The 22,763-nt window shown below is 71.9% G+C and carries 21 protein-coding genes and 1 riboswitch; of the genes, 5 read left to right on the top strand and 16 right to left on the bottom strand.

All coding sequences use genetic code 11. From position 1 onward, the window contains the following. The first annotated feature begins 40 nt into the window (after nucleotides 1–40). Nucleotides 41–1,105 carry an aminotransferase class V-fold PLP-dependent enzyme gene (locus HC362_RS26435; protein WP_243086636.1) on the top strand — a complete coding sequence of 355 codons (1,065 nt, stop codon included), beginning with the start codon at nucleotides 41–43 and terminating at the stop codon, nucleotides 1,103–1,105. Nucleotides 1,106–1,189: 84 nt separating this feature from the next. On the opposite strand, the gene thpD is transcribed toward HC362_RS26435, so the two are convergent. From thpD to ectA, 4 genes are all read right to left on the bottom strand, one after another. After that, nucleotides 1,190–2,089 carry an ectoine hydroxylase gene (gene thpD / locus HC362_RS26440; protein ID WP_243086637.1) on the bottom strand — a complete coding sequence of 300 codons (900 nt, stop codon included), beginning with the start codon at nucleotides 2,087–2,089 and terminating at the stop codon, nucleotides 1,190–1,192. Between the two features lie 171 nt (nucleotides 2,090–2,260). Beyond that, on the bottom strand, nucleotides 2,261–2,665 hold the full coding sequence (locus HC362_RS26445; protein WP_099879403.1) for an ectoine synthase: 405 nt from the start codon (nucleotides 2,663–2,665) through the stop codon (nucleotides 2,261–2,263). A 140-nt stretch (nucleotides 2,666–2,805) separates the two neighbouring features. Continuing rightward, nucleotides 2,806–4,074: a diaminobutyrate--2-oxoglutarate transaminase gene (gene ectB, locus HC362_RS26450; protein WP_243086638.1), complete on the bottom strand. Its 1,269-nt coding sequence runs from the start codon at nucleotides 4,072–4,074 to the stop codon at nucleotides 2,806–2,808. 100 nt (nucleotides 4,075–4,174) lie between these two features. Then, the gene (ectA, locus tag HC362_RS26455; protein ID WP_243086639.1) at nucleotides 4,175–4,690 is read right to left on the bottom strand and encodes a diaminobutyrate acetyltransferase; all 516 of its coding nucleotides are present in this window, start codon (nucleotides 4,688–4,690) and stop codon (nucleotides 4,175–4,177) included. Nucleotides 4,691–5,226: 536 nt separating this feature from the next. Between ectA and HC362_RS26460 the strand changes: the two genes are divergently transcribed. Together HC362_RS26460 and HC362_RS26465 are read left to right on the top strand one after the other, a co-directional pair. Continuing rightward, on the top strand, nucleotides 5,227–6,327 hold the full coding sequence (locus HC362_RS26460; protein WP_243086640.1) for an amidohydrolase family protein: 1,101 nt from the start codon (nucleotides 5,227–5,229) through the stop codon (nucleotides 6,325–6,327). Between the two features lie 210 nt (nucleotides 6,328–6,537). Continuing rightward, a complete protein-coding gene (locus HC362_RS26465) occupies nucleotides 6,538–7,974 on the top strand; it encodes a carboxyl transferase domain-containing protein (RefSeq protein WP_243086641.1) in 1,437 nt (478 codons plus the stop codon). A 431-nt stretch (nucleotides 7,975–8,405) separates the two neighbouring features. Here the strand turns inward: HC362_RS26465 and HC362_RS26470 are convergent, their stop codons facing one another. After that, the gene (locus tag HC362_RS26470; protein WP_243086642.1) at nucleotides 8,406–8,693 is read right to left on the bottom strand and encodes a hypothetical protein; all 288 of its coding nucleotides are present in this window, start codon (nucleotides 8,691–8,693) and stop codon (nucleotides 8,406–8,408) included. Nucleotides 8,694–9,263: 570 nt separating this feature from the next. Between HC362_RS26470 and HC362_RS26475 the strand changes: the two genes are divergently transcribed. Next, nucleotides 9,264–9,827, top strand: a complete 564-nt coding sequence (locus HC362_RS26475; RefSeq protein WP_243086643.1) for a hypothetical protein — start codon at nucleotides 9,264–9,266, stop codon at nucleotides 9,825–9,827. 458 nt (nucleotides 9,828–10,285) lie between these two features. Beyond that, nucleotides 10,286–10,696, top strand: a complete 411-nt coding sequence (locus tag HC362_RS26480) for a DUF1992 domain-containing protein (RefSeq protein ID WP_243086644.1) — start codon at nucleotides 10,286–10,288, stop codon at nucleotides 10,694–10,696. Between the two features lie 22 nt (nucleotides 10,697–10,718). Here the strand turns inward: HC362_RS26480 and HC362_RS26485 are convergent, their stop codons facing one another. The 11 genes from HC362_RS26485 to HC362_RS26535 form a co-directional block, all read right to left on the bottom strand. Continuing rightward, nucleotides 10,719–12,032, bottom strand: coding sequence for an alpha/beta fold hydrolase (locus HC362_RS26485; protein WP_243086645.1), 1,314 nt, complete (start codon nucleotides 12,030–12,032; stop codon nucleotides 10,719–10,721). A gap of 1 nt (nucleotide 12,033) precedes the next feature. Further along, nucleotides 12,034–13,107: an Rv2231c family pyridoxal phosphate-dependent protein CobC gene (gene cobC / locus HC362_RS26490; protein WP_243086646.1), complete on the bottom strand. Its 1,074-nt coding sequence runs from the start codon at nucleotides 13,105–13,107 to the stop codon at nucleotides 12,034–12,036. Continuing rightward, the gene (locus HC362_RS26495; protein ID WP_243086647.1) at nucleotides 13,104–13,580 is read right to left on the bottom strand and encodes a cobalamin biosynthesis protein; all 477 of its coding nucleotides are present in this window, start codon (nucleotides 13,578–13,580) and stop codon (nucleotides 13,104–13,106) included. Before HC362_RS26495 ends, cobC begins: the two co-directional genes overlap by 4 nt. Beyond that, on the bottom strand, nucleotides 13,577–15,022 hold the full coding sequence (locus HC362_RS26500) for a cobyrinate a,c-diamide synthase (RefSeq protein WP_243086648.1): 1,446 nt from the start codon (nucleotides 15,020–15,022) through the stop codon (nucleotides 13,577–13,579). The genes HC362_RS26495 and HC362_RS26500 overlap by 4 nt, the downstream gene beginning before the upstream one ends. A 31-nt stretch (nucleotides 15,023–15,053) precedes the next feature. Further along, on the bottom strand, nucleotides 15,054–15,662 hold the full coding sequence (gene cobO, locus HC362_RS26505) for a cob(I)yrinic acid a,c-diamide adenosyltransferase (RefSeq protein ID WP_243086649.1): 609 nt from the start codon (nucleotides 15,660–15,662) through the stop codon (nucleotides 15,054–15,056). Next, nucleotides 15,662–17,764 (bottom strand): putative cobaltochelatase, encoded by a 2,103-nt coding sequence (locus HC362_RS26510; RefSeq protein ID WP_243086650.1) that lies wholly within the window; start codon nucleotides 17,762–17,764, stop codon nucleotides 15,662–15,664. The genes cobO and HC362_RS26510 overlap by 1 nt, the downstream gene beginning before the upstream one ends. Before the next feature lie 58 nt (nucleotides 17,765–17,822). Beyond that, on the bottom strand, nucleotides 17,823–19,403 hold the full coding sequence (locus HC362_RS26515) for a cobyric acid synthase (RefSeq protein ID WP_243086651.1): 1,581 nt from the start codon (nucleotides 19,401–19,403) through the stop codon (nucleotides 17,823–17,825). Then, nucleotides 19,400–20,440 (bottom strand): cobalamin biosynthesis protein, encoded by a 1,041-nt coding sequence (locus tag HC362_RS26520; protein WP_243086652.1) that lies wholly within the window; start codon nucleotides 20,438–20,440, stop codon nucleotides 19,400–19,402. The genes HC362_RS26515 and HC362_RS26520 overlap by 4 nt, the downstream gene beginning before the upstream one ends. After that, on the bottom strand, nucleotides 20,440–20,631 hold the full coding sequence (locus HC362_RS26525; protein WP_243086653.1) for a hypothetical protein: 192 nt from the start codon (nucleotides 20,629–20,631) through the stop codon (nucleotides 20,440–20,442). Before HC362_RS26525 ends, HC362_RS26520 begins: the two co-directional genes overlap by 1 nt. Nucleotides 20,632–20,683: 52 nt before the next feature. Continuing rightward, nucleotides 20,684–20,808: riboswitch (cobalamin riboswitch) on the bottom strand. Nucleotides 20,809–21,042: 234 nt separating this feature from the next. After that, nucleotides 21,043–21,255 carry a hypothetical protein gene (locus HC362_RS26530; protein WP_243086654.1) on the bottom strand — a complete coding sequence of 71 codons (213 nt, stop codon included), beginning with the start codon at nucleotides 21,253–21,255 and terminating at the stop codon, nucleotides 21,043–21,045. Between the two features lie 16 nt (nucleotides 21,256–21,271). Then, a complete protein-coding gene (locus HC362_RS26535) occupies nucleotides 21,272–22,612 on the bottom strand; it encodes an inorganic phosphate transporter (RefSeq protein WP_243086655.1) in 1,341 nt (446 codons plus the stop codon). Between the last annotated feature and the right edge of the window lie 151 nt (nucleotides 22,613–22,763).

Raw genomic sequence — 22,763 nt, forward strand, 5'->3', positions numbered from 1 at the left:
CTCGGTGGACCGCGCGCGGTCACGCGCGGAGACTGGGCGGATGGATCAACGCTTGCTTGCCGCCGAGTTCAAGCCCGAGGTCACCTACTTCAACACTCCGTCCCACGGGCTGCTCCCGGCCCGTGCGGCGGCGGCCGTCACCGAGGCCGCCGCCGCGATGTCCACCGGCCGCATCGACCTGGTCTCCTACTTCGCGGAAGTCGACAAGGCGCGGGCCGCTTTCGCACGGATCGCCGGTACGACGACCGACCGGGTGGCGGCCGGTACCGCGGTCTCCACGCACATCGGGCTGATCGCCGCGTCCCTCCCCTCCGGTGCGGAAGTCCTCGCCCCGGAGGGCGAGTTCAGTTCCGTCGTCAACCCGTTCACGGTGCGCGACGACATCACCCTGCGCACCGTGCCGCTGACCGGAATCGCGGAGGCGGTGGAGCCCTCCACCACACTGGTGGCCCTCAGCGCGGTGCAGTCGGCGGACGGCCGTATCGCCGATCTGCCCGCGGTCCGGGCGGCCGCCCGCGCGGCCGGCGCGCGGGTGCTGCTGGACGCGACGCAGGCGGCGGGCTGGCTGACCTTCAGCGCCGACGACTACGACTACGTGGTGTGCGGCGCCTACAAATGGCTGCTGTGCCCGCGCGGCGCCTCCTTCCTGGTCGTCTCGCGGGAGGCACAGGAGGAGCGGGCGCTGCTGCCGCAGAACGCGGGCTGGGTGGCCGGGGCCTCGCCCTGGGACGACTGCTACGGCCCCATCGCGCGGCTCGCCCCGGACGCGCGCGCATTTGCCGAGTCGGTGCCCTACCTGCCGTATCTGGGCGCCGCGCGCTCGCTCGGGCTGCTCGAGGAGCTGGGCGGACCGGAGGCGATCGGGGCGCACGACCGGGCACTGGCCGCGCGGTTCCGCAAGGGCGTCGCCGGGCTCGGCCGCGGATACGAACCGGTGCCGGGGGACTCGGCGATCGTGGCGGTCCCAGGCCTCGGCCACGCCGCGGAGGGGCTGGCCGCCGCCGGAGTGACCGTCTCGGTGCGGAACGGCAATCTGCGCGCGGGCTTCCACGTCCACAACACGGAGGGGGACGTGGACCGGCTGCTCGACCTGCTGTCGGGCTGAGCGCGCGCCGCGCCGGGCCCCCAGGTGAAACGGGGGCGGGACCGCGTCCGGTCCCGTCCCCGCATCAGTGGGATTCCGGCCGCGTCACTTCACGGGCGTGAAGTCCCGCGCCCCGATGAACTCGGGACGGCGGATCGGCGCCGCGAAGGGTTCCTCCGCCTGGTTCTCGACGCTGTTGAAGACGATGAACACGTTGCTCCGCGGGTACGGAGTGATGTTGTCACCGCTTCCGTGCATGCAGTTGCAGTCGAACCAGGTCGCCGAACCCGGCTTGCCGGTGAACAGCTTGATGCCGTGTGCTTCGGCGAACTTGGTCAGGGACTCGTCGGTCGGCGTCCCCGCGTCCTGCATCTGCAGCGACTTCTTGTAGTTGTCCTTCGGCGTCTCGCCCGCGCAGCCGAGGAAGGTCTTGTGCGACCCCGGCATGATCATCAGGCCGCCGTTGGTCTCGTAGTTCTCCGTCAGCGCGATCGAGACCGACACGGTCCGCATCCGGGGCAGACCGTCCTCCGCGTGCCAGGTCTCGAAGTCGGAGTGCCAGTAGAACCCGGTGGCGCCGAAGCCCGGCTTGACGTTGATCCGGGACTGGTGGACGTAGACGTCCGAGCCCAGGATCTGCCGTGCCCTGCCCACGACACGCGGGTCACGCACCAGCTGTGCGAAGACCTCGCTGATCTTGTGCACCTCGAACACGGACCGGATCTCCTGGGACTTCGGCTCGACGATCGAGCGTTCGTCCGCACGCATCTCCGGATCCGAGGTGAGCCGTTCCAGTTCCCCGCGCAGCTTGTCGACCTCGTGCGGCTCGATCAGCTGGTCGATGGCGAGGAACCCGTCCCGCTCGTAGCCCGCCAGGTCCGCGGCCTCGATGGGCCCCGGCGTACCCGGTTCGGACCACACGACGGGGTCCATCCGCGGGATGGCCACCTCGGTGGTTCCGCGAGTCGGGTACAGGTCGGCGGTGCGCTCGGGTGCGGTGGTCATGGAAGTGCCTTCCTCTCCTCTCGTACGGCCCTGTTCACTTGGCGAAACGGCCTGGACGGCCGAAGTGGACCGGCGAACGGTCCCCATCACGGAGGGGCTGTGCCTCAGCGTGTCAGCACCTGGGCGCTTCGGCTCGGTGGTGCTGCGGCGCGTCGCCGCTCGGCCCTCGGGTCAGTCGTCGTCGGGCTCGGTGAGCAGCGGGTAGACGCCGTTCTCGTCGTGGTCCTCGCGGCCGGTGACCGGCGGGTTGAAGACGCACACGCAGCGGAAGTCGGTCTTCGGGCGCATCGTGTGCTTCTCATGCCCGTCGAGCAGGTACATCGTGCCGGGAGAGATCCAGTGCTTCTCGCCGGTCTCGTCGTTGGTCAGTTCCGCCTCGCCCTCGACGCAGAGCACGGCCTCGATGTGGTTGGCGTACCACATGGAGGTCTCGGTGCCCGCGTAGAGGACCGTTTCGTGCAGGGAGAAGCCCACCTTCTCCTTCGCGAGAACGATGCGCTTGCTCTCCCAGGTGCCCGACGCCGCCTTGACGTGTCGGTCGGTGTTCTCGATGTCCTTGAAGGAACGAACGATCACGGTCTGATGGTGCCTTTCTCTCTGTCTCCTATGGAAGAGGGCTTTTGTTGTCCATTCCGGACAAAGTCCTTGCCATAGGTGTCCGTTAAGGAAGAGGCCCGTCCCGGCTGAGACAGCCGGGACGGGCCACGTCTTGTGGGTCAGACGGTCTCTCGGACCGCCCGCGCCAGGATGCGCAGACCCTCGTCCAGCTCCTCGGGGGTGATGGTCAGCGAGGGCAGCAGTTTGACGACCTCGCTCTCCGGACCCGAGGTCTCGATGAGCAGCCCCAGCTCGAAGGCGCGCTTGGCCACGGCGTTCGCACGGCTCTTGTTGTGGAACTCCAGGCCCCACACCAGGCCGCGGCCGCGGTAGTCGGCGATCTCCTCGGAGTGCTCCTCGGTGATCGCCTTGAGGACGGCCTCGACCTGTTCACCGCGGGAGAGCGTCTGCTTCTCCATCTGGCCGTCGGCCCAGTAGGTCTGCAGCGCGGCGGTGGCGGTGACGAAGGCCGGGTTGTTGCCGCGGAAGGTGCCGTTGTGCTCGCCCGGCTCCCAGATGTCCAGCTCCGGCTTGAACAGGGTGAGCGCCAGCGGCATCCCGTAGCCGCCGATGGACTTCGACAGCGTGATGATGTCCGGCTTGATGCCCGCCTCCTCGAAGGAGAAGAAGGCGCCGGTGCGGCCGCAGCCCATCTGGATGTCGTCGACGATCAGCAGCATGTCGTGCCGCTCGCACAGCTCGGACAGGGCGCGCAGCCACTCGGCGCGGGCGACGTTGATGCCGCCCTCGCCCTGCACCGTCTCCACGATGACGGCCGCCGGCTTGTTGAGCCCGGAGCCCTGGTCCTCCAGCAGCCGTTCGAACCAGACGAAGTCCTCGGTGGTCCCGTTGAGGTAGTCGTCGAACGGCATCGGGGTGCCGTGCACCAGCGGGATACCGGCGCCGGCGCGCTTGAAGGCGTTCCCGGTCACGGCGAGCGAGCCGAGCGACATGCCGTGGAAGGCGTTGGTGAAGGAGACGATCGACTCGCGGCCCTTGACCTTACGGGCCAGCTTCAGCGCCGCCTCGACGGCGTTGGTGCCGGTCGGACCCGGGAACATCACCTTGTGGTTCATCCCGCGCGGCGCCAGGACCAACTCCTGGAAGGTCTCCAGGAAGGAGCGCTTGGCGGTGGTGGACATGTCCAGCCCGTGCACGACGCCGTCGCGCTCGAGGTAGTCCAGGAGGGCCCGTTTGAGAACCGGGTTGTTGTGGCCGTAGTTGAGAGTGCCTGCTCCGGCGAAGAAGTCGAGGTAGGTGTGGCCGTCCTCGTCGTACATGTGCGCGCCCTGCGCCCGGTCGAAGATGGTCGGCCAGCCACGGCAGTAGCTGCGCACCTCCGATTCCACGGTTTCGAAGACACTGAGGTCCGGCTGGGTGATGGTCACAGCTTGCTCCTGGGAGTGAGTCGCGTGGGAAGAAAAGTCTGCTTATGAGCGGATGGGCGGTCGGCGACGGTGCCTACCCGCGGGTCCGGGGCCGTATACGTCAGCGCTTCGATGCGCCGGGAAACACGACCGGACCGATCCGGTACAGCACTTCCGGCAGGTGGCCGTCCTCCGGGAAGAGCGCGGCGTCGAACAGCACGTCCTTGGTGAGCGCAGCCGAGTGGCGCTCCGCGTAGGAGGTGAACAGCCGGTTGGAAGGGGTGTTGTCCGGGGTGACCGTGGTCTCGACGGTGTCGGTGCCGTACTCCTCGGCGACGCGGAGCGTCAGCCCGTCCAGCATCGCCGCCGCGAGCCCGCGGCCCCTGGCCGCCTCGTCGACGGCGACCTGCCAGACGAGGAGGGTGCGCGGCTGCTCGGGCCGTACGTAGCCGGTGATGAAGCCGACCGGCTCGCCCGCGCCGTCGCGGGCGACCACCGAGGTGGCGGCGAAGTCGCGGCACCACAGCAGGTAGCTGTACGAGGAGTTCAGGTCGAGGGTCTTCGAGTCGCGGGCGATGCGCCAGATCGCGGCTCCGTCGTCCACACGGGGTGTGTCGAGCTTCAGTCCCTCCGGCATTTCGAGAAAGTCTCTGTGGGCACGTGCATGGTCTGCTTGTGCGGCGGTCATGTGAATTCAACTTACCCAGCGAAATCCAAAACTGCACGGGCGAAAGGGGTTACGCGAGAAGGGGGTCATGTGTTATCGCGCGCGGGCGTGCGGGCGCGCTGGACCGCTGCGCCGACCCCCTGTTTGAGCCGACATGTCGGTATATAGCGGCCGACTTGTTGAGTGCGTCACAGTCCGATAACGTCCGCGAGAACTGCCCGTGATTAGCGCCGCTGACCTGCGATGAAGCTAACGAAATCTTAGCGTTTGAGCTGACGGAAAGCGGGCAGAAGAATACGGGCACCTGTACCGGAAAAGCGGCCTGGATTGCATCGTAAAGCCGGAGCCTACGGCCTGTCTGTGTTTTCGCGGAGCTCTTTCTTCGCTTTCGGTCCCGCCGGTGTTCACCCCACGGCCGTCCGCGGGTGGCGCGGGTCCCGCCCACGGCTCGGACCAGGGGCCGTGTTCTGGACGCCCCCCCTGTGCCGCCCTCGTACAGTGCGGGCATGAGCGAGCGCGCGAGGCTGCATATCAAGGGGCGGGTGCTGGTCGGACCCGAGGACGTACGGGACGAGCTGTGGGTGGTGGACGGACACCTCACCTACGAGCGGCCGGGCGCCCCCGGCGCCGGAACCGAGCCCACTGTACTGACCGGCTGGGTGCTGCCCGGCCTGGTGGACGCGCACTGCCACGTCGGACTGGACGCGCACGGCCCCGTGGACGACTCGACCAGCGAGAAGCAGGCCCTCACCGACCGGGAGGCGGGCGCGCTGCTCCTGCGCGACGCCGGGTCGCCCTCCGACACCCGCTGGATCGACGAGAGGGACGATCTGCCCCGCATCATCCGCGCCGGCCGCCATATCGCCCGTACGCGACGCTACATCCGCAACTACGCCCATGAGATCGAGCCCGGCGACCTGGCCGCCTACGTGCGCCGTGAGGCGCGGCGCGGCGACGGCTGGGTCAAACTCGTCGGCGACTGGATCGACCGCGAGGAAGGCGACCTGACCTCCTGCTGGCCGCGCTGGGCCATCGAGGAGGCCATCGCGGCTGCCCACGAGGAGGGCGCCCGCGTCACCGCGCACTGCTTCGCCGAGGACTCGCTGACGGACCTGGTGGAAGCCGGCATCGACTGCATCGAGCACGCCACCGGGCTGACCGAGGAGACCATCCCCCTCTTCGCGGAGCGCGGCGTCGCCATCGTGCCCACCCTGGTCAACATCGCCACCTTCCCGACCCTCGCGGCGGGCGGCGAGGCCAAGTTCCCCCGCTGGGCCGCGCACATGCGCGAGCTGCACGCCCGCCGCTACGAGACCGTGCGGGCCGCGTATGAAGCGGGCATCCCCGTCTTCACCGGCACCGATGCGGGCGGCTCCCTGGCGCATGGCCTCGTCGGCCAGGAGGTCGCCGAGCTGGTGAAGGCGGGCATACCGGTGCGGGACGCGCTCTCCGCTGCCACCTGGGGCGCCCGCAGCTGGCTGGGCCGCCCGGCCCTGTCCGAGGGCGCCCCCGCGGACTTCGTTGTCTATGAGACCGACCCACGGGCGGATGTGCGCGTGCTCGAGGCTCCGAGCCATGTGGTGCTGCGGGGGCGTGTGGTCCGCTGACGGGGAGGGGGTGCCCCTTGCTGCGCGTCGCGGACTGCGGGTGTGTAGTGGCTGGTCGCGCAGTTCCCCGCGCCCCTGACGGGACGGGCCTCCTCTACGCTGCGCTTGGGAGGTCTGCGCCTGGGGGTACCTCCCGGCCGGAGGCTGGGGGAGCAGGGCTGGCAAGCGCAGCCCCCCCCATGCGGGCCACAGGTACGGCAATCTGGAGGCATGAGGCCAACGGCACGCACCTTGCTGTCCCAGGTAGTGAGTGGGTTCACGGAGCTCGACCCCCCGAAGGACCGCCCCGCGTCGACGGACGGCCCCCTGGGGTGGCCCGGATACGACGAGATGCGCGCGCGAGCGCAAGCCCGCACCGGGGAAACCGAATCCGTGGTGTGCGGCACAGGCCGCATCGGCGAAGCCGACGCCGTCCTGCTCTGCTTCGAGTTCGGCTACCTGGGCGGCTCCCTCGGCGAACGCACCGGCGACCTCATCGAGGCGGCCCACACCCGGGCCCGGGAAGAGCGGCTGCCCGTCGTCACCCTGGTGGCCACCGGCGGCAGCCGTATGCAGGAGGGCATGCGCGCCCTCGCCCAGCTCCAGCGCGTCTCCCGGCAGACCGCGCTGACCCGCGCCGCGGGCCTGCCGCAGCTCGCCGTCGTCCGCGACCCGACGACGGGCGGCGGCTGGGCCACCCTCGCCGCAGGCGCCGACGTGGTGCTCGGTCTGCCCGGCGCGCAGGCCGCGTTCGCCGGCTCGCGCGTACGGCCCGGCGCCGCCGACCCCGCCGCGTACACCGTGGAGGCCCAGCACGCCGCCGGGCACATCGACCGCGTCGTTCCCGAGACGGAGCTCCCCGGCGTCCTCGCCCACTGGCTCACCGTTCTGCGCGTGCGCACCGGTGCCGACCCGCGGCAGCAACCCGAGCCGGCACCGGTGCCGCACGCGCTGCCGGGGCCGACCGCCTGCGGTCGGCTGCCCGACAGCGGCGCCGAAGCCGTCGCACGTGCCCGGGCCGCGGCCCGCCCGCGCGCCGAGGCGTACCTGGACGCGTACTTCGAGGACCGCGAGGAGATCAGCGGCGACCGCTGCTCGGGCACCGACGCGGGCATGCTGTGCGGTTTCGGCCTGCACGAGGGGCGCACGGTCGCCTACGCGGCGCAGTGCGGCACCCCCACAAGACCGGCCGGCTACCGCACGACGGCGCGGCTCATCCGGCTGGCCGGGCAGCTGCGCGTGCCCGTACTGACCCTGATCGACACCCCGGGCGCCGCCAACGGGCCGGACGACGAGCGGGCGGGCGCGGGCCCCGCCATCGCCGAGGTCTTCACCGCCGTCGCCGAGGCCACCGTGCCGGTCACCTCGCTGCTCATCGGCGAAGGCGGCTCCGGTGGAGCCCTGGCGCTGGCAGCACCGGGAAGGCTGTGGACCACCCCGGACAGCTACTTCTCCGTCATCGCGCCGGAGGCGGCGGCCGCCATCCTCAAACGCGACTCCGCACAGGTCTCACGGACGGCCGAGGAGCTGCGGCTGCGCCCCCAGGACGCCGTCGAACTGGGCGTGGCCCAAGGTGTGGCGGAAACCGCGCACGAGGCCGCGCGGACGCCCGGCGTGACGAGCGCGGTGCGCGGCGGCCGGGCACCGCGGGCGGAGGACGGGGAATAGCGGGTGCGCGGCGGCGGTTCGAGGTGACATGCGCGTAGAGATCTGGTCGGATATCGCCTGCCCGTGGACCAAGGGACCCACAGCTCACCGCGAGCGTCTGACCTGGGGCTACGGCTGGGCAGTAAGAAGCCCCGCTCACGCGCTACGGGGGACTCACGCGTGAACGGGGCTGACTTACCGGCTCTGCTCCCGGACGCAACCCAGGCAGACCCAGCCCTTACGGGCCACCAACCGGGTTTGCTCCTTTGGGTGTTTACCGCACCACTGGGAAGGCCCTTGGCGATCCGGCAGATCGCGCTTGATCAGTTTCACGAGTTGGCTGCGCCTACTCCTCATCGTCGTTTCCCTCATCCGGCTCCGGTTCCGGCGCGCTGATGATCTCTTCTCCAGCCACGTCGTATCCGTTGATCGGGTCGTTGCCTCCCATGCTGTCACCTCCCTTCTCTGCGGGCCGAGTAGATGAGCGCTCCGCAGTACCGGCAATGGCGCCCGTCGCGGCGCTGCTCAAGGTCCCCAGGGTGGTCGCAGACTGTCTCTACAGAGTCCAGCGGGACACCCACTTCGACACCGCCAGCAAGCGGCCTGAGGAACGCCGTAACGGTGGCGGAGCCCTGCTTTCCGGGGTGTCGGCTGGAGTCGTAGACGTTCTCGACTGCCAGCAGCCGGTAGTCCGTCTCAGAGCCGACTACGCGCACTGTCGGCCGACGCTTGAGGCTCACTCGCCCTCCCCGCCGACATCAGCGCGAACGATGATCCACGCGGCCGCGTGAGAGAAACCGTGCTTCGGGGTTGTCAGGTGCCGCTGAAACGCCTCCGCCAACCTGTTCGCCAGCGCTCCGCCCAGCTCGCGGCGAATGAGGGCTGGGAACAGCGCGCAATCCGTGCAGTCCTTGCGGCTGCGTAGCGGGAGTACTGCCGGTTCTAGATCAGTCCGGGTAGGGTCGGCCATGCTTGCGCTCCTTTGCAGCGTGGGCCATGCCCCGGGGCTGCGCACACAGTCGCCGGGGTCTGTCTTGACCAACCAACTCCCCTTGCATGCAGGCGGGATACGTCGGTGCGCTGTCGGTAGCTCCAGAAGCGCCTTAAGCTGACTTCCTGGAGAAACCGACAGGGGGTGCATCTTGAACACGATGCTCGCGAGTGCTATGGAGCGCGCCAGCGTAGGTGAGCATGAGCTAGCTAGGCGGGTACAGGTAGCGCCAAAGACTGTGGCTTCCTGGCTCGCTGACCCTTCAGTGTCACCTAGGCCACAGACGCGACAGCGAGTAGCAGTGGCATTAGGAGTCCCCATGGAACAGCTCTGGCCGGATGCGGTGAAGTCCGCCGTAAAGCTCGGGCCCGATCGGGAAATCGTCTCCGTTTACCCATACCGTGCTGCGTGCCCGACGTCTGTGTGGGTCAAGCTGCTGGACGACGCGCGGAAAGAGATCTACTACGGCGGATACACGAACTACTTCATCTGGCAGCAGCGACCGCGAGTGGCGCAATTGCTGTCCGATAAGGCTGCGGAGGGTGCTCGCATCCGATTTCTGATGGGGAAACCGGACAGCGACGCGACACGCAGCAGGGAAGCCGTAGAAGATGTGGCTTTCACCATCTCGACGCGTATCCGTATCACCTTGGATGAGTTGGCGCGGATTCCCGACAGCGGGATTGAGCACCGATTCAGCGAAGGGCATCTGCCTTTGTCGGTCTTCCGGTTCGATGAGCAGATGCTAGTCACTCCCCACCTGCACGGATTGGTCGGGCACGATTCCCCGATGCTGCACCTTCGCAGGCTCCAACCGGAGGGACTGTTTGACCGGTTCGCTACGCACGCTGAGGCGTTGTGGGACGAGGCGGAGGCAGCGTAAAACGCGAGAACGCCCCTGTCTCTCCCGCAGAGGGGAGAGACACAGGGGCGTTGTCATGCATGCTGCTGTTGCCTGCGTCGTTCGCACGGTACGCAGGTCGCGAAGCACCTGGGACCACGGCGAACGGACGGGAGTTCCCCGCTCGCCGGGACTCACAGGCCCGTGTACGGCAATGGAGATGTGCTCAGCCTGGGCGATCTGCGCAATAGCGACACAGCGCTGAGCGACCAACTCCCGCATGTGATCGGGCAGCCCTACGCTGGCAGAAAGCGGGAGCCGTCCGGCTCCAAACATCAGCAGCGATCTGCCGCAAGAGATCTGTGTCTACTCCGTCGGGAAACACCTGCTCCCAGTCCGGCTCAGTCAGCGGCCGCCGCCGACGCCTCCGGGCAGGACGCGGGCGCCGCGTGTGAGGATGGAGCCTGCGAGGTGCCCGCACACCGCACGAAGGGCGTGTGATGACCGAACGCAAGCCGCCGGGGGTCAGCTTCGAGACTTGGGCGGACCGGCAGATCAGGGAGGCCGAGGAGCGCGGCGAGTTCGCCGGCCTCCCCGGCGCGGGAAAGCCGCTGCCCGCCCTCGACAAGCCGTACACCGAGCAGTGGTGGGTCGAGCGCAAGATGCGCGACGAGAACCTCTCCTACCTGCCGCCCTCCCTCGCGCTGCGGAAGGAGGCGCAGGAGGCCGCGGAACGGGCCGCGGAGGCCCGCTCGGAGGCCGAGGTGCGCTCGCTCCTCACCGAGATCAACGCCAGGATCGACGAGGCGATCCGCAACCCGCCGGAGGGACCGCCGCACCGCCTCGTCCCGTTCGACGTGGAGAGCGCCGTACGGGAGTGGCGCTCCAACCGCTCCAGGGGGCAGGCATAGCGGTCACGCTCCGGCTCACCGCTCACCGCTCACCGCGTGCCATCGCCAACAGCCGTTCCAGCACCTCGCCGTCGCTGACCCGCAGCGCATCGTGCTCCCACTCGTCGGTGACCCAGGTGCGGATACGGGGCACGGCACGTGCGGTGGCCAGCGAGTGGTCGCGGTCGACGTACATGTCGCCGTCGTAGACGGCCGCGTACACCGGCACCTCGTTGCCGGCCAGCCGCTCGGTGTCGTAGAGATCCGGCCAGTCGCCCCGTTCGGCCAGCAGATCCGCCACCTCGCGCAGCGGTGACAGCGCCGGGTCGAGGCCGAACATCCAGGGGTAGATCATCTCGCCGGTCAGCAGCACCGGTTCGCCGGTGGCCTGCGCGCGCTCCGCGTCGAACTCACGGAACTCCGCCCTGATCCGCTGCGCCGCCCACCCGGTGCCTTGGCTGCTGAGCGAGCGCTGCGCGTAGATCGGTTCGTGCAGTACGGCGAACAGGGGTCTGGCCGCCAGCGAGACCTGCGCCCGTACGCCCTCCAGGAAGGTGTCCGACAGCTCCGGCCCGGCAGCGCCCCGGATCCACGCGCTCTCCAGCAGATAGTGCAGCCTGTGCGAGCCCGATCCCTCGCCCAGCAGCATGCCCAGGCACTGGAACCGCTCCACCGTCAGCGGACTGCCGTCCGGGAGCCGCACCTGGTGCTCGGCCAGGTGCGCGGCGATCTGCCGCACCGTCTCGACGTCCTGGGGGTAGCGCGCGTAGTGCGCCGCGTTCTTGGCGGCCACCCGCGGGTAGGCCGCGCGGTAGACGTCCTCTGCGCTGGTGCGCAGTCCCGGCAGCCCGCCCGTCACGAACGCCTCCCGTACGCCCTCGGGCGCCAGGGAGAGGTAGGTGAGCGTGCAGAAGCCGCCGAAGCTCTGTCCCAGCGTCGTCCACCGCACGTTCTCGCCCAGCAGGCGCCTGCGGATCAGCTCCGCGTCGCGCACGATCGAGTCCGCGCGGAAGTACGTCAGATACGCGGCCTGTTGTGCCGCCGTGCCGCGCAGTGCGAGGGACTGCCGGTTGGCGGGTGTGGAGCGGCCGGTGCCGCGCTGGTCGAGCAGCAGCACCCGGTAGTGCCGCAGCGCCACGCGCAGCCAGCTGTCCTGGCCCACCGGGCGCGGAGAGCCGCCCCCCGGACCGCCCTGGAGGAACAGCAGCCACGGCAGCTCCTCGCTCTCGCGCCCCGCCGCGACCACCTCGCGGGCGAACACCTCGATCTGTTCGCCCTCAGGACGGGCGTGGTCCAGCGGTACGGGGAAGACATGGTCGGTCAGTACGGTGCCGGGGTGTCGCAGGGTGGTCGGCATATCACTCCTCCAGCGCCTTGTGCAGAGCCACAATGAAGCGGTCGGTCGTCGCCCGGTCCCGTACCGCTGTCCGGAACCACTGCGGGCCGAGCCCCGGGAAGGTGTCCCCGCGGCGCACCGCGAAGCCCAGTTCGCGCAGCCGGTCGCGCAACAGGGCAGCGCGCGGGTGCCGCACCAGCAGGAAGGGGCCCTCGGGCGTGTCCGTCGCCTCACGCACCCCCGCCGAGTGCAGTCGGGCCAGCTGCTCCCGCAGATGGTCGCGGTCCGCCACGAACTGCCGGGCCGCCGCCTGTGCTTCCCGCAGAGCGTCCGGCGTACTGCACGCCTGTGCCGCCACCAGCGCTGGAGCCGACACCGGCCACAGCGGCTGGTGGTGTGCCAGCGCCCGCACGGTGCGCGGATCGCTCAGCACATAGCCGACGCGCAGTCCGGCCAGGCCCCAGGTCTTGGTGAGGCTGCGCAGTACGACGGTCCGGCCGGGCAGCCGTCCCAGCAGCGGCACCAGCGACTCCCGTTCGCCCGGCACGGCGTCCACGAACGCCTCGTCGACGACCAGCGTGCGCCCCGTGCGTGCGAGCCCGGCCAGGGCCGCTGCGGGGTGCAGTACCGACGTCGGGTTGGTGGGGTTGCCGACCACCACCAGGTCGGCACCGTCCGGTACCGCGTCCGGCTCCAGCCGGAAGCCGTTCCCCGGCCGCAGCAGCACCCGCTCCACCCGGTGCCCCGCGTCCCGCAGCGCCGCCTCGGGCTCGGTGAACTGCGGATGCACCACGACCGGGCGGTCGGCCGGGAGAGCCCGGGCCAGCAGGACGAAGGCCTCCGCGGCGCCCGCCGTCAGCAGCACCTGGTCCTCGGCCAGCCCGTGCCGCTCGGCGACCGCCTGCCGTGCCGGACCGCCGTCCGGATAGGCGGCCAGTCCCTCCAGCGAGGCGGCCAGCCGGTCGCGCAGCCACGCCGGGGGAGTGCCGGTGCGCACATTGACGGCCAGATCGGTCAATCCGCTTCCGACGCCGCGTACTTCCGCGTCCCCGTGGTGCCGCAGCGCCTCGCCCGAAGCGGTCCCGTCGGTGTTCACGGCTCCCTCCCGGGGACGGCGATGGCCGCGACGGCGGCTGTGGCCCGCACCGGAGCACCGGCCGGCGGCCGCGACTTGGTCTTCGGTACCAGCAGCACAGGAGCGCCTGACTGGACGGTCGTCCCGCTGCCCCCGCCGCTGGCCAGCAGCGCGGCCGCCTCGGCGACCGAGGGGGTGCCCACAGCCGTGCGGGAGAAATCCGAGGGGTGCGGTACCCGCACCCGGGCCAGCGTCCGCGCCTCGTAGGCGATCAGGGGCAGCCCCAGCTTGCGCGCCGCCGCCAGCAGCCCCGGCTCCTCGGCACGCGCCCGGACGGTCGCCAGCGCCGCAGCGGCGCCCTCCGCGAGCCCTGCGGCCGCCAGGACACCCCGGATCAGCCCCAGCACCTCCTCGGCCCGCACACCCGCGCAGGTGCCCACGCCGACGGTGACCAGCCGGGGACTCGCAGCCGCGCCCGCGCCGAACGGGCTCACGCTGTCCTCGCCGCCTTCCCGGCCTCTCCTGCCGCTGTCTTCTCGTCCTTCGCGGCCTCTCCCGCTTCGCGGCCGGCCGTGTCCTCCGCCTCCCACTGCCGCGCGCACCGCGCCACGAACCGCGCCGCCATCCCGGGCGCTGCCGCCCAGTGCACATGCAGATAGGAGGCGTGCACATTGCCCTGTGCGAAGCCGTCGGGGCGCCGCTCGGGCCGCACCAGCCCCCAGGCGGGCACCTGCCCCGCGCCCGGCAGCAGTTCGGTGCGGTGGAACTCGTGTCCCCGCACCCGGGTACCGGTCTCAGCGAGGACGCTGTCCGCGACGGCCACCGCCTCGCGGTAGCCCAGCGTCAGCCGCTCCGCCATCCGGCCGTGCGCGTCGAGTACGCCGCACATCGGCTTCCCGTCCAGCTCCCGCGACAGATACAGCAGTCCGGCGCACTCGGCCGCGACCGGGCCGCCGAAGGCCGCGATCTGCTCGCGCAGGGGTCGGTTTTCGGCCAACTCCGGAGCGTATACCTCCGGGAAGCCCCCGCCGATCACGAGCCCCGCCGTACCGTGCGGCAGCGCCTCGTCCCGCAGCGGGTCGAAACCGACGACCTCGGCACCGGCGGCGCGCAGCAGTTCGGCGTGCTCGGCGTAGGAGAACGTGAACGCCTCCCCGCTCGCCACCGCCACCCGCGGCGCCCGGGCCACCGGCTCGGCCCCCACCTCGGCTGCCGGGTCCCACACCTCGTCGGGCAGCGCCGGAGCCTGCCGCGCCAGCGCCAGCAGCGCCTCCAGATCGCAGCCCTCGCGCACCCGCTCGGCCAGCGCCGCCACCGACTCCACTGCCTCGGCGCGCCGCTCGGCCACCGGGACGAGCCCCAGGTGCCGGGAGGGAGCGCGTACCACCTTGGTACGGCGCAGCACGCCCAGCACCGGCACTCCCGAGCCGTCCAGCGCCTCGCGCAGCAGCTCCTCGTGCCGGTCGGAGCCCACCTTGTTCAGCACCACGCCCGCGACCCGCACCTCGGGGTCCCAGGAGGCGAAACCGTGCACCAGCGCGGCCACCGAACGGGACTGCGACGAGGCGTCGACCACCAGCACCACCGGCGCTCGCAGCAGCTTGGCCACATGCGCGGTCGACGCCAGCTCGCCCTGCCCGGCGGCGCCGTCGTACAGCCCCATCACGCCCTCGACGACCGCGAGGTCGGCGCCGCGCGCCGCATGGCCGAACAGCGGCGCGATCCGCTCGGGACCGCACAGGTACGCGTCCAGATTGCGGCCGGGGTGCCCGGTCGCCAGCGCGTGGTAGCCGGGATCGATGTAGTCCGGGCCGACCTTGTGCGGCGAGACGGTCAGCCCGCGCTCGGCGAACGCGGCCATCAGCCCCGTCGCCACCGTCGTCTTGCCGCTTCCGGAGGACGGCGCGGCAACGACCAGACGCGGCACGCCGATCATGGCGCCCCCGCCGGGCGCGCATCCCGTACGGTCACCACTCGATGCCCTTCTGCCCCTTCTGGCCCGCGTCCATCGGGTGCTTGACCTTGGACATCTCGGTGACCAGATCCGCCGCGTCGACCAACTGCTGCGGCGCGTTCCGCCCGGTGATGACCACATGCTGGGTGCCGGGGCGGTCCCGCAGCACGGCGACCACCTCCTCGACGTCGACCCAACCCCAGTGCATCGGGTAGGCGAACTCGTCCAGCACCAGCAGCCGGTACGTCTCGGCGGCCAGGTCCCGCTTGACCTGCTCCCAGCCCTCGCGGGCCGCCGCCTCGCTGCTCATCTCGCCGTCCTGGACGTTGCGCTGGATCCACGACCAGCCCTCGCCCATCTTGTGCCAGGTGACACTGCCGCCCTCGCCGGAGTCGCCGAGCACCTTGAGCGCGCGCTCCTCGCCGACCTTCCACTTGGCGGACTTGACGAACTGGAAAACCCCGATCGGCCAGCCCTGGTTCCAGGCGCGCAGCGCCAGCCCGAAAGCGGCCGTCGACTTGCCCTTCCCGACGCCCGTATGGACCGCCACCAGCGGCCTGTTGCGCCGCTGCCGCGTGGTGAGGCCGTCCTGCGGTACGACGCTCGGCTGTCCCTTCGGCATTACGCCGCCCTCCCTGCGTGCCCTGCGTTACGTGAGTCGGTTGTACTGCGGACGAGTTCGGTCACCGCGTCCGCGCGCAGCTCGTCCAGCGTGACCGCGCTGCCGCCCAGCTGGGCCGCCAGCTCCCTGGCCAGCCCCAGCCGCACATGCCCCGCCTCGCAGTCGACCACCACCGAGGCGGTGCCGTCCGCCGCCAGCAGCCGCGCCGCCTGCCGGGACCGCACCAGCGGCTCGGGGCCGCCCGTGGCACGCCCGTCCGTCACCGTGACCAGCAGCGGCCGCCGGGCCGGGTCCCGCAGCCGCTCCACCCGCAGCACCTCGCGCGCCCGCAGCAGCCCGGCCGCCAGCGGCGTACGCCCACCGGTCGGCAGCGACTCCAGCCGGGCCGCGGCGGCGTCCACCGACGAGGTGGGCGGCAGCGCCACCTCGGCCTCACCGCGCCGGAAGGTCACCATCCCCACCTTGTCCCGCCGCTGATAGGCGTCCAGCAGCAGCGACAGCACCGCGCCCTTGACCGCGCTCATCCGCTGCCGCGCCGCCATCGAACCCGAGGCGTCCACGACGAACAGCACCAGATTGCCCTCGCGGCCCTCACGCACGGCCTCCCGCAGATCGTCCCTGCGCACCAGGAGACCGCTGCCCCGACGGCCACGAGCGTGCTGATACGGGGCCGCCGCCTGCACGGTGGCGGCCAGATGCAACTTGCCCAGCGCGCCTTGCGGGCGGCGCGCCCCCGTCGTACGGCCGTGCGCCGTGCGGGCCCGCGAGCGCCGACCGGCCGCGCCCTCGCCGAGCCCGGGCACGGTGAGGGTACGGGCCCTGAACGGCTCGCCCGCGGGTGCGGCGGTCTGCTGAGGGGGCGCCGGAGCGTTCGGGTCCGGCTCGCCCGTGGCGCCTTCCGGGGACTGCGGCGGGGCCGCCTGCTCGGCGGGCTCGGGCTGCGGCTGCCCGGGGATGGAGGGCTCGCCCTGCGGGGCCTGTGCCTCGTCCTGCGGAGCGCCCTGCGGTGGTACCCCGCCACCGCCGTCGGGGCCGCCGTCAGGGCCGCCGTCGTCCGGACCCTCCGGCTCAGGGCCGCTGTCGTCGTCCTGGCCGGCGTTCTCCTCCAGCGTCCGGTCCAGCTTGTCCTCGTCCAGGCCGGGGGCGTCGAAGGGATTGCGCCGCCGCCGGTGGGGGAGGGCCAGCAGCGCCGCCTGCCGCACATCCGCCGACTCCACGTCGGCGCGCCCCGCCCAGGCGGCCAGTGCCGTCGCCGTGCGGGCCATCACCAGGTCGGCGCGCATGCCGTCCACCTCGAACGCCGCGCAGGTCGCCGCGATCTGCCTCAGCGCCGCGTCACCGAGCCGCACCCGGGGCAGCAGGTCCCGGGCAGCGGCGATCCGCTGCCGCAACTCCCGCTCGTCGTCCGCCCAGCGCGCCGCGAAGCCCTCCGGGTCGTCGTCGTACGCCAGCCGCCGCCGTACGACCTCGACCCGCTCGTCCGTCTCGCGCGAGGCGGCCACCTCGACCGTCAGCCCGAACCGGTCGAGCAGCTGCGGGCGCAGCTCGCCCTCCTCCGGGTTCATCGTGCCCACCAGCAGGAACCGGGAGGCGTGCCGTACGGAGACACCTTCGCGCTCCACGTACGAGGCGCCCATCGCGGCCGCGTCCAGCAGGAGGTCGACCAGGTGGTCGTGCAGGAGGTTGACCTCGTCCACGTACAGGACGCCCCGGTGCGCGTCGGCCAGCAGCCCGGGCTCGAACGCCTTCACGCCCTCCGACAGCGCCCGTTCGATGTCCAGCGCCCCCACCAGCCGGTCCTCGGAGGCGCCGACGGGCAGCTCGACCATGCGCGCCGCGCGTGACTCGGCGGCGCCGGCGCCCTCGTGCGGGCCGTCCGGGCACGCGGGGTCGGGTGCGGCGGGGTCGCAGGAGAAGCGGCAGCCGGGCACGACGTCGACACCGGGCAGCAGCGCTGTCAGCGCCCTGACGGCTGTCGACTTGGCGGTGCCCTTCTCACCGCGCACCAGCACACCGCCGATGGCCGGCGAGACGGCGTTCAGCAGCAGCGAGAGCTGGAGGTCCGCCTGGCCGACGAGGGCGGTGAAAGGGTAGGGGGTCACGCGACGGTCACTCCTTCGAGTGGCTTGGCTGAGTCAGGGGCGGCGGAGTGCGGGCCGCTCACGGCGGCGCCCCCGGCGGTACGAACGGCAACCCCTCCGGGACCCCCTTCTCGATGAGCCGCAGCAGCGCGTCCGTGTCCGCGTGCTCCTCGATCAGATCGCCGAGCCGGTCGAGCTGCTCCTCGCGCAGCGCGGCGAACCGGGTGTCCGGCGCCGGTACGAAGGCGCGGCCCGCGTCGGCCGCCACCCGGCGCAGAAAGGCGCGACGGAAGCCGTCCGACTCCAGCGAGCCGTGCCAGTGGGTGCCCCATACGGCGCCCACCCGGCAGCCGTCCAGCGGGGCCCCGTCGGCGTCGCACAAGAACGGCTCACCGCCGTACACCTCGGCCACCCCGTGGTGGATCTCGTAGCCCTCGACGGACTCGCCCAGTGCCGCACCGTGCGGCCGCGCGAGCGTCTTGTCGCGGGCGAACTCCACCCGCACCGGCAGCACTCCGAGCCCGTCGACCACACCGGCACGCGACTCGACGTCGTCCTCGATGCGCTCGCCCAGCAGTTGGTAGCCGCCGCAGACGCCCAGCACCGGCCGCCCCTCGGCCGCGCGCCGTACCAGTGCCTCGGCCAGTCCGCGAGCGCGCAGCCACTCCAGCGCCTTGACCGTCCCCCGGGTGCCGGGCACCACCACCAGGTCCGCGTCGGCCAGCTCCTCGGGGCGGTCGCAGAACCGCACCACCACACCGGGTTCGGCGGCCAGCGCGTCCACATCGGTGAAGTTGGACATCAGCGGCACCGGCAGCACGGCGACGCGCAGCACGTCGGCCCCGTGCGGCGGTGCGACGGCGGACTCCCGCACGGTCCCGCGCAGCGACACCCTCAGCCCGTCCTCCTCGTCGATGCCCAGCCCGTGCTGGTGCGGCAGCACGCCCAGCGTGGGCCGTCCGGTCAGCTCGCGCAGCATCTCGAGACCGGGCTCCAGCAGCGAGACGTCCCCGCGGAACTTGTTGACCAGGTAGCCCGCCAGCAGCTCCTGGTCCTCGGGCGCCAGCAGTGCCGTGGTCCCGAAGAGCGAGGCGAACACCCCGCCCCGGTCGATGTCCCCCACCACCAGCACCGGCAGCCGGCAGGCGCGGGCCAGCCCCATGTTGACGATGTCGCTGCGGCGCAGATTGATCTCGGCCGGGCTGCCCGCGCCCTCGCAGATCACCGCGTCGTGGGTGCTGCGCAGCTCCTCCAGGCAGCCCGCGACGGTCTCCAGCAGCTCCTGGCGCCGCCCGTGGCGCACGCCCCCCTCGGGGCCGTCCGTGTGGCGGCCGAAGTACCCGCGAGCCGACATCTCGCCGACCGCCTTGCCCAGCAGTACGACCTGACTGGTGCGGTCGCTGCCCGGCTTCAGCAGCACCGGGTTCATCAGCGCGCTCGGCTCGACCCGCGCCGCGGCCGCCTGCATGGCCTGCGCACGGCCGATCTCGGCGCCGTCGAGAGTGACGTAGGAGTTGAGCGACATGTTCTGCGCCTTGAACGGCGCGACCCGCACGCCCTGCCGGGCCAGCCAGCGGCAGATGCCCGCCGTGACCACGCTCTTGCCCGCGTCCGACGTCGTCCCGGCGACCAGCAGGCCGCCCGTTGTGCGCTTGCTCACCGCACCCCTCCCGTTCCGCGGCCCCGCCCGAACCGGCGTACTGCCGTACCCACCAGGCAGCTCGTGGCCAGTGCCAGCAGTCCTACCCGCCGCGACAGGCGCACAGCTCGCTCGATGTCCGCCGTGCGGACAGCGCGCCCGGTGCCGTGGAGCACCGGCCGGTGCTCCACCCGCCCGCCGTAGGAGAGCGTCCCGCCCAGCCGCACCCCGAGCGCGCCCGCGAACGACGCTTCGACGGGGCCCGCGTTGGGGCTGGGGTGCCGGTGCGCGTCGGCGCGCCAGGCGCGTACGGCACCGCGCGGGTCCGGCCCGGCCAGCGCGGCAAGCGCGGCGGTCAGCCGTGCCCCGGGGCGGCCCACCACGTCGTCCAGCCGCGCGGCCGCCCAGCCGAAGCGGCGGTGGCGCGGGGAGCGGTGACCGACCATCGCGTCGAGCGTGTTGACCGCGCGGAAGCCCACCAGCCCTGGGACGCCTGCCAGCGCGCCCCACACCAGCGCTCCCACCACGGCGTCCGAGGTGTTCTCCGCGACGGACTCGACCACGGCGCGGACCACCGCGGGGGCGTCCAGGGCCTGCGGGTCGCGCCCGCACAGCGCGGGCAGCCTCTCGCGTGCCAACTCCAGATCCCCGGCCTGGAGCGCCGCGGCCACGGCCCTGGCCTCCCGGGTCAGTGAAGTGCCCCCGAGGACGGCCCAGGTGGCGGCGGCGGTCAGTACGACAGCGGGAACCGCGTGCCGGTCACGGGCGCGCGCGGGCGCGCGTACCGACCCGAGCGCCTCCCGCGCACCGGCTGCGGGGCTTCCGGGGGTGGCGAGGGCGACTGCCGTGGCTGCCCCGGCCGCCGCGACGGCGCCTCCCGCGCAGAGCACCACGTACAGCGCTCCAGCGCCCCGGTGGTCGCGCCACATACGGCGCTCCAGCGCGGCGGCGGCCCGCCCGAAGGCGGCGACGGGGTGGCCGCGCCGCGGGTCGCCCAGCAGCGCGTCCGCGGCGAACCCCAGCGCGATGCCGCCTGCCTGGACGTCAAAGGCCCGCATCACGCGGCGGGTCCGGCGCACGCGCTCCCGACGGTGCACGGGAGGGCGCCGGGCAGTTCCGCGGCCCGCACGACGGCGGCGGGGGCGGCAGCGGGTACGGCGGCGACAAGTGCGTCGCAGACAGGTGCGTCGCCGACGGGTACGACGGCAGCGACTATGGGGGCAGCGACTATGGCGGCAGGGCCACGCATCACGGTGTCCTCACTCAGGGTCCTCGCCCTGGCTCGACTCGACCGGCGGCGAGAGTCTCCTGGCTCCCGGATCCGCACCACCCTCGCCTTCCAGCCCGCGTGGGCCGTGGCTTCGTTGAGGGGGGCGCTCCCCGGTGACAGTGGCGGGACCGCGCCGGATTCGCACCGGCTTCCTCTCCATGCCGCCGTTTGGCACGGGCAGTCCACCACGTGGGACCTGCGGTGGGCAAACCCGAATGTGGTGGCGGGGCGGCTCGACGAGGCCGCCGGACGCTCACGGGCGTGATCGCTCGCCGTCGCGGCGGCAGAACGTACGCGGGCTCCGCCCCCGCACCCCCGGCCGGCTGCCGGAAGGGAGCGAAGGCGAAGCCACGGATACGGATCCTCGCCGAGGGCTACGCGGCGCGAGGGCTACGCGGCGATCAGATAGATCCCGTACGCCACCGCAGCCACGCACACGGCGTAGCAGGCGTACGCGCCGGTGCGCGCCAGCACCGACGGCGTGGAGCCCGCCGTGCGGGGCGAGCCCGAGACGATGCCGAGGGTGAAGATGCCCACGAGTCCCACCGTCGCCACCAGGCTGACGCCGAATACCTGGCCGAGTGCGGCCCAGTCGATGTCCATACGGTCGTCCTTCTGCCTAGCTGAGGGTGCCGGCCGACGCGGGGCGGCCTGTCGAGTTCTGGGTCTCCGCCACGGGCTCCTCCTCGGAGGGGGTGACGGCGACGCTCACGCCTGCCGGGGGCGGGGGCGGAGAGACGGCCCGGATGGCGGTGGTGACCACCCCCGCCGGCTCGGGCACAGCGGCCGGCTCGGGCTCGGCGCCGGGCGCCGGCTCGGCAGCCGGGCCGGGGATCTCCGCGCCCTGTGCGGCGGGCTCCACCTCGTTGACGTTGGTGTGGTCGACCGGCGCCCGCCGGGAACGCGCCCAGATGGCGCCGCAGAGTGCGAGGGCGAGGACGGCGACCGTCGTCACACCCCAGTCGCCCTGCTCGGCCAGCAGCGCCGCTCCCGCGGCGACCCCGCCTGCGGCGGGAAGGGTCAGTGCCCAGCCGATGACCATACGGCCCGCCGTGCCCCACCGGACGACGCCGCCCTTGCGGCCGAGCCCGGAGCCCATGACGGCACCGGAGCACACGTGGGTGGTCGAGAGGGAGAAGCCGATGTGCGAGGAGGCCAGGATGGTGGCCGCCGCGCTGGTCTGGGCCGCGAAGCCCTGCGGGGGCTGGATGTCGGTGATGCCCTTGCCCATGGTGCGGATGATGCGCCAGCCGCCGAGGTAGGTGCCCAGCGCGATGGCCAGGCCCGCCGAGGCGATGACCCAGACCGGCGGGTCGGAGCCGGGAGCCAGGGCGCCGCCGGTGACCAGCGCCAGCGTGATGACACCCATGGTCTTCTGCGCGTCGTTGGTGCCGTGGGCGAGGGAGACCAGCGCCGCCGAGGTGATCTGGCCCGCGCGGTAGCCCTTGGCGGTCCGCTCCTCGTCGGCGTTCTTGGTGACCCGGTAGGTGAGCCGGGTGGCGCACATCGAGGCGATGCCCGCGACCAGCGGAGCGGCGAGCGCCGGGATGAGGACCTTCATGACGACCACGTCGCCGTTGACGGCCCCGGTGCCGACAGCGGCGAGGGTGGCGCCGAGCAGGCCGCCCATCAGCGCGTGCGAGGAACTGGAGGGCAGCCCCGCAAGCCACGTCAGCAGGTTCCAGATGATCGCGCCTACCAGCCCCGCGAAGATCACTTCGGGCTTGATACCGGAACCTTCATCGATGAGTCCCGAGGAAATGGTCTTGGCCACCTCGACGGACAGGAAGGCCCCGAGGAGGTTGAGGACCGCGGACATGGCCACCGCCGCCCGAGGAGCCAGTGCCCCGGTGGAGATGGTCGTGGCCATGGCGTTGGCCGTGTCGTGGAAGCCGTTCGTGAAGTCGAACACCAAGGCCGTGACGATCACGATCCCGATGAGAAGCGTGATGTGTTCCATTCACCAGGCACAATCAGTTCGAGGGGCAGTGACATCGTGAACGTAAGGACGGCGAGTGAACGGCAGGTGAACTGGGGCGGGCATCCAGGTGTCGGCCCCTGACGCCTGTTGTGTGGGTCACGTCACACCGTAGAGGCGGCGGTTCTCCCCC

Source organism: Streptomyces sp. 891-h, assembly GCF_022760275.1.
GTDB lineage: Bacteria > Actinomycetota > Actinomycetes > Streptomycetales > Streptomycetaceae > Streptomyces > Streptomyces spirodelae.